This window comes from Mycobacterium sp. (assembly GCF_035506235.1).
Taxonomy (GTDB): Bacteria; Actinomycetota; Actinomycetes; order Mycobacteriales; family Mycobacteriaceae; genus Mycobacterium.
This window is the reverse complement of sequence record NZ_DATJPU010000180.1, coordinates 24,438-37,818: the sequence shown is the minus strand read 5'-3', so window position 1 is coordinate 37,818 and position 13,381 is coordinate 24,438. Positions and strand designations below refer to the sequence as shown.

Here is a 13,381-nt window from a genome sequence, read left to right as displayed (position 1 = left end):
TTCGAGGTGACACAGTGGGAACCCTGGTTTCGGTAAACGTGGGCAGGCCCAGGGACGTCCAATGGCGGGACAGGGCCGTCTACACCGGGATATGGAAGACCCCGGTCGAGGGGCCCGTCATGGTGCGCCGCCTCAACCTCGACGGTGACGGCCAGGGCGACCTGGCCGGCCACGGTGGCGAACAGCGTGCGGTCCTGGTCTACCAGGTGGAGTCGTATGACTTCTGGAGGAACTACCTTGGTCGCGAAGACCTGCAGCCTGGCCACTTCGGTGAAAATTTCACCGTCACCGGGCTCGCCGATGGCGAGGTATGCATCGGAGACCGCTACCGCATCGGTGAGGCGGAATTCGAAGTCACCCAGCCGCGCGTCACCTGCTTCCGGGTCGGCATGCGCCTCAACGAACCCAAGATGCCCAATCTGCTTGTCTCCCAGCATCGCCCGGGCTTCTATTTCCGGGTGATCAGCGAGGGCACCGTGCGCGCCGGCGACGACATCGTGCGGACCCGGCGTGGCCGTCACGAGCTCAGCGTCGCAGACGTCGACGCGCTGTTGTACCTGCCGGACCGCAACAACGAGCAGCTCCGTAAGGTCGTCGACGTTCCGGCGCTCAGCCCCGGCTGGCAACGGTCCTTCCGCGACATGCTGGCCGAACCCGCGAGATCGATCGGAGTCGAACCGGGCTGGAATGGATTTCGCCCGTTGCGGGTCACGGAAATACACCGGGAAAGCTCCCAGGTGCTGTCGATTCGCCTCGAGTCCGAGGACGACGCCCCGTTGCCCGCGCCGCTACCGGGTCAATACCTGCCGATGCGACTTCCCGGAGCCGGCGAACCGGCGCCGCTGCGCAGCTACTCGCTTTCGGGTGATCCCGGTGCGGGGGCCTACCGGATCAGCGTCAAGCGCGAAGAGTACGGCCTGGTGAGCCGGTGGCTGCACGCCCACATCCGGCCGGGGGCGGTGGTCGAGGCGGCCGCTCCCCGCGGCGACTTCTATCTCGCCGAGGACGACAATCCGGTAGTCCTCTTTTCGGCGGGAATCGGCGCCACGCCCGTCCTGGCGATGTTGCACGCGCTGTCCGCTGCCCGCAGCGGTCGCGACATCTGGTGGTTGCACACCACCCGCAATCCCGAGACACATTCGTTCGCAACCGAAGTCGCGACTCTTATCGACTCCTTGCCCCACGCGCGGCAGCAAGTCTTCTACACCGAGATACAGGGCCGACTCAACCGGGAGTCGATCGCGGCGCTGGGCCTGGCGCCCGATGCGACCGTATACCTATGCGGCCCAACGCAATTCATGGCCGATGTGCGCGACTTCCTCACGGCCGTCGGCCTCGACCCTGCGTGCATCCACAGCGAACTCTTCGGTGCCCTGCCGGCGATCAACCCGGGAGTTGTCGAGACGGGGGAGCGCAGACCGCCCCACCCACCCGACGGCACTCCGGGCACAGGACCGTCGATTACCTTCGCGCGCAGCGGGTTGACCGTCAATTGGTCGCCGGACTACGGGAGCATCCTCGACTTGGCCGAGGCGTGCGACGTGCCGACCCGCTTCGCCTGCCGAAGCGGTGTCTGCCACGTGTGTGTCACCGGCGTGGTCGCCGGGGCGACGACCTACGTGCAACCGCCGCTGGAAGCGCCCGGCGAGGGTGAAGTGCTGATCTGCTCGGCCGCGCCCGGCGGCGACCTGGTGCTGGATCTGTGAAGGTCTCCCAGCCGCTAGGGGGCGATCGCCAGTTGTCCGCCATTGGCTTGCAGGATCGCGCCGTTGATGTAGCTCGCCTGCGGGGAGGCCAGAAACGTTACCGCATTGGCGATCTCGTCGGCCTGCGCCACCCGGCCAAGCGTGGTGACCGTGGCGAAGCTTTCGGCGAGGCCGGGGCTGGCGGCGGTTCCCAGCGTTTCGGTCGGCCCGGCTTGCACGGCGTTCACCCGCACCCCGGACCGGCCGAATTCGTCGGCCCACACCCGGGTCAGCAGTTCGAGACCGGCCTTGCTGGCGCCGTATATGCCGGCCATCCGCGCCGGGACGGCGGCGGCGAGGGTGCTGATGTTCACGACCACACCCGCGCCCCGCGCGGCCATACCGGGCACGAGTTGCTGAACCAAGATGTAGGGCGCGCGCAGGTTGATGTTGATGTGTTCGTCGAAGAACGCGTCGTCGGTGTCGGCGGTCGGCTCGAACTTGTACACACGGCGTTGTTGATCAGGATGTCGACCGGGGCAGCCTCGACCGCCAGGCGCCGGAGGGCGTCGGCCTCGGACAGGTCGGCCGCGACGAAACGTGCCTTCCCGCCCGCATTTTCGATCTCCTGCACCGTCTTGGCGCCGCGTTCGGCGCTGCGCCCGTGCACCACCACCTCGGCGCCGAGCGCGGCGAGTTGCAGTGCGACGGCCCGCCCGATGCCTGCGGTGGCACCCGTGACCAGTGCGGTCGAACCCTCAAGGGTTGTTTCCATGCGAGCCCTCCTGACGAATCCCTGCACATTCCGCAGCGCATAGCGCCCCGGCGCACCGCTTTAATTCCGGCCCGGCCGGCGGGGCTATCGGTCTTGCTGATGGCCGCCATTAACTAAGCTGAGCCGGTATCGGGAGGAGCGGGCCAGGAACGGCCACCAGCTATGGAGTTGCGAGAACTCAGTGCCTTTGTCGCCGTCGTGGAAGAGGGCGGCATGTCGGCGGCGTCTCGCCGACTACACGTGAGCCAGTCGGCGATTTCACAGACGGTGAGCGCGCTCGAGCGCGAATTAGGGGTTCGTCTGCTGGAGCGGGTCAGCACCGGAGTACGGCCCACGGAGGCGGGGGCGGCCTTGCTCGAGGAGGCGCGCGCCGTCCTGGCGCGATACCGGCAGGCGGTGCGCGCGATGTCCACCTACCGCGGCGCGGCCGGCGGGGCCATCAGACTCGGCATCCCGCTCGAATTGGCGCCGCACGTGCTGCCCGGAGCGCTCGCCAAGTTCGCGGCCGAGGTGTCCGAGACGCGTGTCGTTCCGCGTCATCTGTCGACGGCCGCGCAATTCGTCGCCCTGCGCAGCGACGAACTCGACGTCGGGCTGGTGCGCGAACGTCCCGCCGGGTCCGAATTCGACGCCATGCTGGTGGCCCGCGAAAGCCTTGGCGTGCTTCTTGATTCATCGGTCGCCGCGGCCCGGGTCGGCGTCGACGGGATCTCTCTGCGCGACCTCAAAGACCTGCGGTGGACGGGCTTTCCCCGGTCGAGCAGTCCGGCCTGGTACGACGAGCTCACCGGGGCGCTGCGTAGCCACGGCATCGAAATCGGCCCACCCGCGCCCGACGGCCATGTCCTGATCGCCGACGTAAAGTTCGCCGCGGTGAGCGGCGGGCATGCCTTCGCGCTTGCCCCGGAAAGCCAGCCTCGACCGCTGCCGGACAACGTGACGTGGGCCCCGCTGATCGGCGCGCCCCTGGTGCGCCGCACCTGGGTGGTGTGGCCGGCCGACTCGCGCCGCCGCGATATCGGCCGGCTCCTCACCTCGTTCGAGCTGCCGGACGACGCCTGACGGCGCGCGGACTAGGGGGCCAGGCAGACCGACGCTTCAGCCGTGTAGCACAAAAACGTCAGCGTCTCCTGCAGATACAGCTGCACCGTCTCGGCGTCGTGGCTCAGGTACCCGATCGCGACGTCGGTGCCCAGCTGCAGATCGAAGTCGCCGCCTCGGGTGGTCAAGACGAAGGCGCCATCGATGGCCGGCGCCCAGATGATGTCCCCGTCCACCAATCGGTTCAGGTGCTCGCGGATGGGATATCCGTGTTCGGTGGTCTCACTGACCTTGGTGTACACCTCGGCGGCCAGCAGCACCGAGTACGGGCCGTCCACGCCGGCCAGCCGCAGCCCGGTCAACGCGTGCGAGATGGCGTCCGGCATATCGCGGGGATCCTCGGGCAGCTTCAACGGCGGGTTGGAGCTGCAGCCGCGGATGCCGTCGATCGACCCGGCGGTGTAGCCCTCGAAGATGGCGCGGTCCTCGACGAACGCCAGCTTCTTGGCCGCGGCCTTGACGGGATCCCAGTCGGAGTCCTGCGCGCCCCGCTCGACGTTGTCGATCTCGTAACGCGACAGGGTGAACGGAACCCGCAGGCGGACAAGGGGTTTGCTTTCCCGGAGGTGGGCTTCCACGCCGTCGTTGGGCGCCGCGACGTCGAGGAGCCGGCCGGTGCTGATCGCCGCGGTGACGGGTCCGCCCGGTTCGCTGACGTCGACGACGCGCCGCCCGGCGATGTGGCGCTTGAAGGTTCGGGTGGCCTCCAATTCGATTTCGGCCCAAGCGACTTCGGTGACCGGTGCCAGGTCGCGGTAGAGGTTGTTCATCGAGTGGTTCCTTTCAGGCTGCCGATCGCGAGTGAGCCGTCATCAGATGCCGCCGCCCGCGCCGTCACCAGCGGCGCGGGCAACGGCGGTGGGTCGTCGAGGAAGTCGACGGTCGGGGAGAAGAACAACCCGCCGGTGACCGCGGTGGAGAAGTCCAGGATGCGGTCGGTGTTGCCGGGTGGGTCGCCGAGGAACATGTTCTGCAGCATCTGCTCGGTGACCCGCGGCGTCCGCGAATAGCCGATGAAGTAGGTGCCGTATTCGCCCTTGCCCAGCTCACCGAAGGGCATGTTGTGCCGGACGATCTTGAGCTCGGTGCCGTCGTCGTCGGTGATGACGTTGAGCGCGATGTGGGCGTCGGCCGGCTTGTCCGCGTCGCCCAGTTCGATGTCTTCCAGCTTGGTCCGGCCGATCACCAGTTCCTGCTCGGTGACCGACAGCGCGTTCCAGGACGACATGTTGTGCACGTACTTCTGCACGTGCACGTAGCACGAGCCGGCGAAGTCGGGATCCTCGTCGCCGATGACGGTCGCGCTGACGGCCAGTGGGCCGTCGGGGTTTTCGGTGCCGTCGACAAACCCCAGCAGGTCGCGGTTGTCGAAGTAGCGGAAACCGTGCACCTCGTCGACCACGGTGACTGCGCCGGCCATCGCCCGCAGGATGCGGTCGGCCAACTCGAAGCACACGTCCAAGCTCTCGGCCCGGATGTGCAGCAACAGGTCGCCGGGCGTGGCCGGGGCCGTGTGCCGCGGGCCGTTCAACTCGATGAACGGGTGGAGTTCGGCGGGACGCGGCCCGGAAAACAGGCGGTCCCAGGCGTCGGAGCCGATCGAGACGATCGCCGACAACCGTTTCGGCGGCTCGCGGAAACCGATCGCGCGCACCAACCCCGAAATGTCCGGCAGCGCGTCGTGCACCGTGGCCTCTCCGCCGTCGTCGATGGTGACGACGAGGAAGATGGCGGCTGGTGTCAACGGCTGGAGGATGGGTTGCGGCTGAACCGGAGGCACTCTGCCGACCCTATCGTGGCGACGGCGGTCGCCGACAGCCATGATGTTGGACATGTCGGCCAGCGCCGCAGGCCTCTGCGAGTTCATCGACGCATCCCCGTCGCCGTTTCACGCCTGCGCCACGGCCGCCGCTCGGCTGGCCGGGTCCGGGTATGCCGAACTCGGCGAATCCGACCGCTGGCCGGCGCAACCCGGCCGCTATTTCACCGTGCGCGCCGGATCGCTGGTCGCCTGGAATTCCGACGGGCCCGAAGGGCCGTTCCGGATCGTCGGCGCACACACCGACAGCCCCAACTTGCGGGTCAAGCAGCATCCGGACCGGCTCGTCGCCGGCTGGCGCGTCGTGGCGCTCGAGCCGTACGGGGGCGCGTGGCTCAACTCCTGGCTGGACCGCGACCTGGGCATCAGCGGGCGGCTGTCGGTGCGGGACGGGGCCGGGGTCGGCCACCGGCTGGTCCGGATCGACGACCCGATCCTGCGGGTGCCGCAGCTGGCGATCCACCTGGCCGAGGACCGCAAGTCGGTGACCCTGGACCCGCAGCGACACGTCAACGCGGTCTGGGGCGTTGGGGAACAATGGAGTTCATTCGTCGGCTACGTCGCCGAGCGGGCCGGGGTGGCGGCCGGCGACGTGCTCGGCGCCGACCTGATGACGCACGATCTGACCCCGTCGACGGTGCTCGGGGCCGACGCCGACCTGTTGAGCGCGCCCCGGCTGGACAACCAGGCCAGTTGCTACGCGGGGTTGGAGGCGCTGTTGGGTGCCGAGGCGCGGGGCTTTCTGCCGGTGTTGGTGCTCTTCGATCACGAGGAGGTCGGGTCGTCGTCCGACCGCGGCGCGCAGTCCAACCTGCTGAGCACCGTGCTGGAGCGGATCGTGCTGGCCGCGGGCGGCAACCGGGAGGACTTCCTGCGCCGGCTGCCGCCGTCGCTGCTGGCCTCGGCCGACATGGCCCACGCCACCCATCCCAACTACCCGGAGCGGCACGAGCCCGGCCACCTGATCGAGGTCAACGCCGGGCCGGTGCTCAAGGTCCACCCCAACCTGCGGTATGCCACCGATGGGCGCACCGCGGCAACGTTCGAGCTGGCCTGCCGCCAGGCCGGGGTCGGGCTGCAACGTTACGAGCACCGCGCCGACCTGCCGTGCGGTTCGACGATCGGGCCGCTGGCCGCGGCCCGCACCGGCATCCCAACCGTCGACGTCGGCGCCGCGCAGCTGGCGATGCACTCCGCGCGGGAGTTGATGGGCGCGCACGACGTCGCCGCCTATGCGGCCGCGCTGCAAGCGTTTCTGTCACCCCGCTGACCTACGATCCGGCCATGACGCTAAACGTAGAAATGGTCACCTTCGACTGCAGCGACCCGGCGACGCTGGCCGGCTGGTGGGCCGAACAGTTCGGTGGTACGACGCAGGAGCTGCTCGCCGATGAGTTCACCGCGGTGACGCTGTCGGAGGGACCCAAGCTCGGATTCCAGAAAGTGCCCGAACCGACCCCCGGGAAAAACCGCGTGCACCTCGATTTCAGCGCCGCCGACGTCGATGGCGAGGTGGCGCGGCTGACGGCGGCCGGGGCCAACGAGGTCGGCCGGCACCAGTTCGGCGACAACTTCCGCTGGGTGGTGCTGGCCGACCCCGAGGGCAATGTCTTCTGTGTCGTCGGGCAGTAGCTCGCCGCTCAGCCCTGGGTGAGGATGGGCGGGTCGTAACGGATGACGTTCTCCACGACGATCCCGTCGCGGGTGCGAACCCGGTCGATCCCGCGGATCTCGAACGGCCCGCCGGGCCCGGTGCCCCTGCCGACGTAGTGCAAAAACACCAGCTCCTCGCCCGCGGCGGCGCCGGGCACGGTGGCGCTGTCGACGACGTCGAGCTTCAAATCCGGTGCGGCGTCCAGCAATTCGGCGATCTTTGCCGTGTAGGGCTCGATGCCGCGGACCGGCTCGGGGTCACCCGGCCAGTAGCCGACGATGTCGTCGGCGAGGATGTCGAAGCCGCGCGACATGGTGGGCGCGGCCCAATACGCCGCGAACGCCTCGGCGCTGAACTTCGGGGCCGTGTCGGCCGGAGCGGATTGGATGTCGGTCATGATTCCTCCCGGTGTCGGGCGCTTCGATCGAGCGCGTCGTGGCCAGCGTGTCCCCTCGCCGTGCGGCGGCACAATTACCTGCGAGGTCATCGCCACGGGTCGGCGGCCGTGGTTACCGTTGCCTCGTGGGCCATGCGGCCGTAGGTGTCCTGTTGCGCGAATGGCGCGAGCGGCGACGGGTGAGCCAGCTCGACCTGTCGTTGACCGTCGGCGTCTCGGCGCGCCACCTGAGCTTCATCGAGACGGGCCGCTCGCGACCCAGTCCGGAGATGGTGCTCGCCCTCGCCGAGGGCCTCGACGTTCCACTGCGGGAGCGCAACACGCTGCTGCTGGCCGCCGGGTTCGCGCCGCGTTACCAGTCGCGCCCGCTGGAGGACGCCGCGCTCTCCCCGGCCCGTAACGCGGTGCAGCGCCTCCTCGATGCCCACGACCCCTACCCCGGCATCGTGATCGATCGCTGCTGGAACATCGTGGGCGCCAACGCCGCGGCGTCGGCGCTCACCGTCGGTCTGCCCGCGGAGCTGCTCGGACCGCCGGCCAACGTCTACCGGCTGTCGCTGCACCCCGACGGCCTCGCCGGGCGGACCCTGAACTTCCCCGAATGGGCGGGCTACTTGCTGCACCAACTCCGGCGCACGATCGCACTCACCGGCGACCCGGGGCTGCGGGCGCTCGAGGACGAGGTGCGCGGATACCCGGGAGTCGCGGGCGCCGCCAAAGCGCGCGGCGCGCCACCGGACAACGCCGACGCGCTGCTCATCCCCTTCGTGCTGGACGTCGGCGGTGGGCAACCGCTGTCGATGTTCACCACACTGACGACCTTCGGGACCCCGCTCGACGTCACCCTCGCCGAACTGGCCGTCGAGCTGTTCTATCCGGCCGACGCCGCAAGCGCCAGCCTGCTTCAGGGCAGGTAGCGCTCTTACACTGTTCGGGTGACTGTCTCCGGAACAGGGGCGCGGACCCAGATTGACACCGTCGACCACGCCGCGACCACGCCCGACCAGCCGCAACCGTTTCACGAGCTGGGCCTCAAAGACGACGAGTACCTGCGGATTCGCGAGATCCTGGGCCGCAGGCCCACCGACACCGAGCTGGCAATGTACTCGGTGATGTGGAGCGAGCACTGCTCCTACAAGTCCTCCAAGGTTCACCTGCGCTACTTCGGCGAGACCACAACCGACGCGATGCGCGCGGGCATGCTCGCCGGCATCGGCGAGAACGCCGGCGTAGTCGACATCGGCGACGGCTGGGCGGTCACCTTCAAGGTGGAATCGCACAACCATCCTTCCTACGTCGAGCCCTATCAGGGCGCGGCCACCGGCGTGGGCGGCATCGTGCGCGACATCATGGCCATGGGCGCGCGACCCGTCGCCGTGATGGACCAGCTTCGCTTCGGCGCCGCCGACGCGCCGGACACCCGCCGCGTGGTCGATGGCGTGGTGCGCGGCATCGGCGGCTACGGCAACTCGCTGGGACTGCCCAACATCGGCGGCGAGACCGTCTTCGACGCGTGCTACGCCGGCAACCCGTTGGTCAACGCGATGTGCGTCGGTGTGCTGCGTCGGGAGGACCTGCATCTGGCGTTCGCGTCGGGCGTCGGCAACAAGATCATCCTGTTCGGCGCGCGCACGGGGCTCGACGGCATCGGCGGGGTGTCGGTGCTGGCGTCGGACACGTTTGGCGCTGAAGACAGCGCCGGAGCCTCGCGCAAGAAGCTGCCGTCGGTTCAGGTGGGCGACCCCTTCATGGAGAAGGTGCTCATCGAGTGCTGCCTCGAGCTCTACTCGGGCGGGCTTGTGATCGGCATCCAGGATCTCGGTGGAGCTGGATTAGCTTGTGCCACTTCCGAATTGGCGTCCGCCGGGGATGGCGGGATGGCGATCCGGCTCGATGCCGTCCCGCTGCGGGCCAAGGAGATGACGCCGGCCGAGGTGCTCTGCAGCGAGTCGCAGGAGCGCATGTGCGCGGTGGTGGCACCGGAGAACGTGGACGCCTTCATGGCGGTGTGCCGCAAATGGGAGGTGCTGGCCACCGTTATCGGCGAGGTCACCGACGGCGACCGGTTGCGGATCACCTGGCACGGCGAGACGGTGGTCGACGTGCCGCCGCGCACCGTGGCGCACGAGGGGCCGGTGTACCAGCGGCCGGTCGCGCTCCCCGAATCGCAGGACGCCCTGAACGCGGACCGGTCGACGAGGCTGCCGCGTCCTGCCACCGGCGCCGAGCTGCGCGCGACTTTGCTTGCGCTGCTGGGCAGTCCGCACCTGTGCAGCCGCGCGTTCATCACCGAGCAGTACGACCGCTACGTGCGCGGCAACACGGTGCTGGCCGAGCATGCCGACGGCGGAGTGCTGCGCGTCGACGAGTCGACCGGTCGCGGCATCGCGGTGTCGACCGATGCGTCGGGTCGCTACACGCTGCTGGACCCCTACGCCGGGGCCCAGCTGGCGCTGGCCGAGGCGTACCGCAACGTGGCCGTCACCGGCGCGACCCCGGTAGCGGTGACCAACTGCCTGAACTTCGGTTCGCCCGAGGACCCCGGGGTGATGTGGCAGTTTTCGCAGGCGGTGCGGGGGCTGGCCGATGGCTGTGCGGCCCTTGGCATTCCGGTGACCGGCGGCAACGTGAGCTTTTACAACCAAACGGGATCGGCCGCGATCCTGCCCACGCCGGTTGTCGGCGTGCTCGGCGTGATCGACGACGTCGGTCGACGGCTCCACACGTCCTTCGGCACCGAACCGGGCGAAACCCTGATGCTGCTGGGCGATACGCGCGACGAGTTCGATGGTTCCGTCTGGGCGCAGGTGAGCGCCGGCCACCTGGGCGGCCTGCCGCCGAGGGTCGACCTGGCGCGCGAGAAGCTGCTGGCCGAGGTGCTGGCCTCAGCGTCACGCGACGGGCTGGTGTCCGCCGCGCACGACCTGTCCGAGGGCGGCCTCGCCCAGGCCATCGTGGAATCGGCGCTGGCGGGCGAAACCGGTTGCCGCATTGTGCTTCCCGAGGACGCCGATCCGTTTGTGATGTTGTTCTCGGAGTCGGCGGGCCGAGTGCTGGTGGCGGTGCCGCGCACCGAGGAGAGCCGGTTCCGTTCGATGTGCGAGGCGCGGGGATTGCCCGCGGTCCGCATCGGCGTCGTCGATCAGGCCTCGGGCGCGGTGGAGGTTCAGGGGTTGTTCACGGTGACCCTGGCGGAACTGCGCGAGACGTCAGAGTCGGTGCTGCCGCGCTTCTTTGGATGAAGCGGCTGCAGGCGCTGCTGTTGGCCGCCGCCTTGGTGGGCTGGAGTTTCGTCGGTCCGCGGTTGCCCCCTGCTTGGCGCGTCACGCTGCAGGCGGGCGTTGGCGCGCTGCTGGTGCTGGTGACCGGCGCGCCGCTGGGCCTTCGCCCGCCGCGGTTGTGGGCGGGAGCACGGCTGGGGTCGGCGGCCGGGGCCGCGGCGACGACCGCGATCGCCGCCACGACGGCGGTGCCGATGGTCCGGGCGGCGATGGCCGTTCAGGAGCCGCCGGCGTCGGTGCCGGAGTGGTTGCTGGTGCGGATCCCCCTCGGCACAGTCTGGGCCGAGGAGGCCGCCTTCCGCGCCGCGCTGGCCACCGCCGGTACCCGAGCGTTCGGCCGAAGCGGTGGAAGGCTGTTGCAGGCCGCCGCTTTTGGCCTCTCCCACGTCCCCGATGCCCGCGCGACGGGTCAGCCCGTGGCCGCCACCGTGCTGGTCACCGGCCTCGCGGGTTGGGTGTTCGGTTGGCTGGCCGACCGTTCCGGCAGCCTCGCCGCGCCGATGCTGGCGCATCTGGCGATCAACGAGGCCGGCGCGATCGCCGCGCTGACCGTGCGACGCTAGGGGTATGCCCGCCCGTCAGCGAGCCGACCCGGCAAAGACCCGCCAGGCCGTGTTGGCCGTTTTGGACTGGTTGCGTACCGAATCCCGCCCGGCGCCCGACCGGGACGCCCTGGCGACCGCCGTTCGGCTCACGGCGCGCACCCTGGCGACGGTCGCGCCCGGCTCCAGCGTCGAGGTCCGGATCCCGCCTTTTGCCGCCGTCCAGTGCATTGCCGGACCCCGGCACACCCGCGGCACACCGCCCAACGTCGTCGAGGCCGATCCGCGCACGTGGCTGCGACTGGCGGTCGGCCTGGTGCCGCTCGAAGAGGCGAAGGGCGCCGGCACGCTGACGCTGTCGGGTTCCCGGGCGGGTGAGATCGGCCACTGGCTGCCCCTGTTCGATGTCAGCGAAACATAAGCCTGAACTGCAGGTTTAGGGTCGTGCGGCGGATTTTCGGAGCCCAACACGCCCGTCGGATTCGGCGCCGCGGCCGTCCAGCCCGTAGACTCCGTTACGTCACCAATCGTTCCCCAGGGGGCCGCCAAACCGTGACCGTCGCTGGAGCCGAAGCGCCCGAGCAGGACCTGAATTCCCCCCGCGAAGAATGTGGCGTATTCGGGGTATGGGCCCCGGGCGAGGAAGTCGCCAAACTCACCTACTACGGCTTGTACGCGCTGCAGCATCGCGGGCAGGAAGCCGCGGGTATCGCCGTCGCCGACGGATCCCAGGTGCTGGTCTTCAAAGACCTCGGCCTGGTCAGTCAGGTGTTCGACGAGCAAACTCTGGCCGCGATGCAGGGCCACGTGGCGATCGGGCACTGCCGCTACTCCACCACGGGCGACACGACGTGGGAGAACGCGCAGCCGGTGTTCCGCAACACCGCGGCCGGAACCGGGGTTGCGTTGGGGCACAACGGGAATCTGGTCAACGCCGCCGAGCTCGCCGCACGCGCCCGCGACGCGGGCCTGATCGGCACGCGATGCCCGGCCCCGGCGACGACCGACTCCGACATCCTGGGCGCCCTGCTGGCCCACGGCGCGGCCGATTCCACGCTGGAACAGGCGGCGCTGGAACTGCTGCCGACCGTGCGCGGGGCATTCTGCCTGACGTTTATGGACGAAAACACACTGTATGCGTGCCGCGATCCCTACGGGGTGCGGCCGCTTTGCCTGGGACGGCTGGATCGCGGCTGGGTGGTGGCCTCCGAAACGGCCGCGCTCGACATCGTCGGCGCGTCGTTCGTGCGCGAGATCGAGCCGGGCGAGCTGCTGGCCATCGACGCCGACGGCGTGCGCTCGACCCGTTTCGCCAACCCCGAGCCCAAGGGCTGCGTCTTCGAGTACGTCTACCTGGCACGGCCGGACAGCACGATCGCGGGCCGGTCGGTGCACGCGACCCGGGTCGAGATCGGTCGCCGGCTGGCGCGCGAGAGCCCGGTCGAAGCCGACCTGGTGATCGGCGTGCCGGAATCGGGCACCCCGGCCGCCGTCGGGTACGCGCAGGAGTCCGGCATCCCTTACGGGCAGGGCCTGATGAAGAACGCCTACGTCGGGCGCACCTTCATCCAGCCGTCGCAGACCATCCGCCAGCTCGGTATCCGGCTGAAGCTCAACCCTCTCAAAGAGGTGATCCGCGGCAAGCGGCTGATCGTCGTCGACGATTCGATCGTGCGGGGAAACACCCAGCGCGCCCTGTTGCGAATGCTGCGGGAGGCCGGCGCCCTCGAGGTGCACGTGCGCATCGCCTCCCCGCCGGTGAAGTGGCCGTGCTTCTATGGCATCGACTTCCCATCACCCGCCGAGTTGATCGCCAACGCCATCGAAGACAAAGAGGAGATGCTCGAGGCGGTGCGGCATGCCATCGGGGCCGACACGCTGGGTTATGTCTCGCTGCGGGGCCTGGTCGCGGCCTCCGAGCAGCCCGCGTCGCGGCTGTGCACCGCCTGCTTCGACGGCAAGTATCCGATCGAACTGCCCGGCGAAAGCGCGCTGGGCAAGAACGTCATCGAGCACATGCTCGCCAACGCTGCGCGCGGAGCCGTGTTCGGTGATCTGACGCCCGATGAAGTGCCCATCGTGCGCTGACCCTGTGGGTTCCCGTTGGTTCAATGACGTTTGATACCG

The 13,381-nt window shown here is 69.3% G+C and carries 12 protein-coding genes and 1 pseudogene; 9 read left to right on the top strand and 4 right to left on the bottom strand.

Annotated features, from left to right (window positions below):
• Positions 1 to 14: 14 nt before the first annotated feature.
• Positions 15 to 1,706: an MOSC and FAD-binding oxidoreductase domain-containing protein gene (locus tag VMD50_RS17035; RefSeq protein WP_325428903.1), complete on the top strand. Its 1,692-nt coding sequence runs from the start codon at positions 15 to 17 to the stop codon at positions 1,704 to 1,706.
• Positions 1,707 to 1,720: 14 nt separating this feature from the next.
• Here VMD50_RS17035 and VMD50_RS17030 read toward each other — a convergent pair.
• Positions 1,721 to 2,460, bottom strand: a pseudogene (locus VMD50_RS17030) (SDR family NAD(P)-dependent oxidoreductase).
• Between the two features lie 162 nt (positions 2,461 to 2,622).
• Between VMD50_RS17030 and VMD50_RS17025 the strand changes: the two are divergent.
• Positions 2,623 to 3,522 (top strand): LysR family transcriptional regulator, encoded by a 900-nt coding sequence (locus tag VMD50_RS17025; protein ID WP_325428902.1) that lies wholly within the window; start codon positions 2,623 to 2,625, stop codon positions 3,520 to 3,522.
• Positions 3,523 to 3,533: 11 nt separating this feature from the next.
• On the opposite strand, the gene VMD50_RS17020 is transcribed toward VMD50_RS17025, so the two are convergent.
• Together VMD50_RS17020 and VMD50_RS17015 are read right to left on the bottom strand one after the other, a co-directional pair.
• Complete coding sequence (locus tag VMD50_RS17020; protein ID WP_325428901.1) at positions 3,534 to 4,331, bottom strand: family 1 encapsulin nanocompartment shell protein; 798 nt, start codon at positions 4,329 to 4,331, stop codon at positions 3,534 to 3,536.
• Positions 4,328 to 5,383: a Dyp-type peroxidase gene (locus VMD50_RS17015; RefSeq protein WP_325428941.1), complete on the bottom strand. Its 1,056-nt coding sequence runs from the start codon at positions 5,381 to 5,383 to the stop codon at positions 4,328 to 4,330. Before VMD50_RS17015 ends, VMD50_RS17020 begins: the two co-directional genes overlap by 4 nt.
• Before the next feature lie 10 nt (positions 5,384 to 5,393).
• On the opposite strand from VMD50_RS17015, the gene VMD50_RS17010 reads away from it, so the two are divergent.
• Positions 5,394 to 6,650, top strand: a complete 1,257-nt coding sequence (locus tag VMD50_RS17010; protein ID WP_325428900.1) for a M18 family aminopeptidase — start codon at positions 5,394 to 5,396, stop codon at positions 6,648 to 6,650.
• Positions 6,651 to 6,664: 14 nt separating this feature from the next.
• A complete protein-coding gene (locus tag VMD50_RS17005) occupies positions 6,665 to 7,012 on the top strand; it encodes a VOC family protein (protein ID WP_325428899.1) in 348 nt (115 codons plus the stop codon).
• An 8-nt stretch (positions 7,013 to 7,020) separates the two neighbouring features.
• Here VMD50_RS17005 and VMD50_RS17000 read toward each other — a convergent pair whose 3' ends face one another.
• A complete protein-coding gene (locus tag VMD50_RS17000; RefSeq protein WP_325428898.1) occupies positions 7,021 to 7,431 on the bottom strand; it encodes a nuclear transport factor 2 family protein in 411 nt (136 codons plus the stop codon).
• Between the two features lie 125 nt (positions 7,432 to 7,556).
• Between VMD50_RS17000 and VMD50_RS16995 the strand changes: the two genes are divergently transcribed.
• The 5 genes from VMD50_RS16995 to purF all read left to right on the top strand — a co-directional run bounded on the left by VMD50_RS16995 (position 7,557) and on the right by purF (position 13,342).
• Entirely contained in the window at positions 7,557 to 8,348 is a 792-nt protein-coding gene (locus VMD50_RS16995; RefSeq protein WP_325428897.1) for a helix-turn-helix domain-containing protein, read from the top strand.
• A gap of 18 nt (positions 8,349 to 8,366) precedes the next feature.
• Positions 8,367 to 10,673 (top strand): phosphoribosylformylglycinamidine synthase subunit PurL, encoded by a 2,307-nt coding sequence (gene purL, locus VMD50_RS16990; protein ID WP_325428896.1) that lies wholly within the window; start codon positions 8,367 to 8,369, stop codon positions 10,671 to 10,673.
• Positions 10,670 to 11,275, top strand: a complete 606-nt coding sequence (locus VMD50_RS16985) for an Rv0804 family intramembrane glutamic endopeptidase (protein WP_325428895.1) — start codon at positions 10,670 to 10,672, stop codon at positions 11,273 to 11,275. Before purL ends, VMD50_RS16985 begins: the two co-directional genes overlap by 4 nt.
• Positions 11,276 to 11,279: 4 nt before the next feature.
• Complete coding sequence (locus VMD50_RS16980; RefSeq protein WP_325428894.1) at positions 11,280 to 11,675, top strand: sterol carrier family protein; 396 nt, start codon at positions 11,280 to 11,282, stop codon at positions 11,673 to 11,675.
• Between the two features lie 131 nt (positions 11,676 to 11,806).
• Positions 11,807 to 13,342, top strand: a complete 1,536-nt coding sequence (gene purF, locus VMD50_RS16975) for an amidophosphoribosyltransferase (protein WP_325428893.1) — start codon at positions 11,807 to 11,809, stop codon at positions 13,340 to 13,342.
• The last annotated feature ends 39 nt before the right edge of the window (positions 13,343 to 13,381 follow it).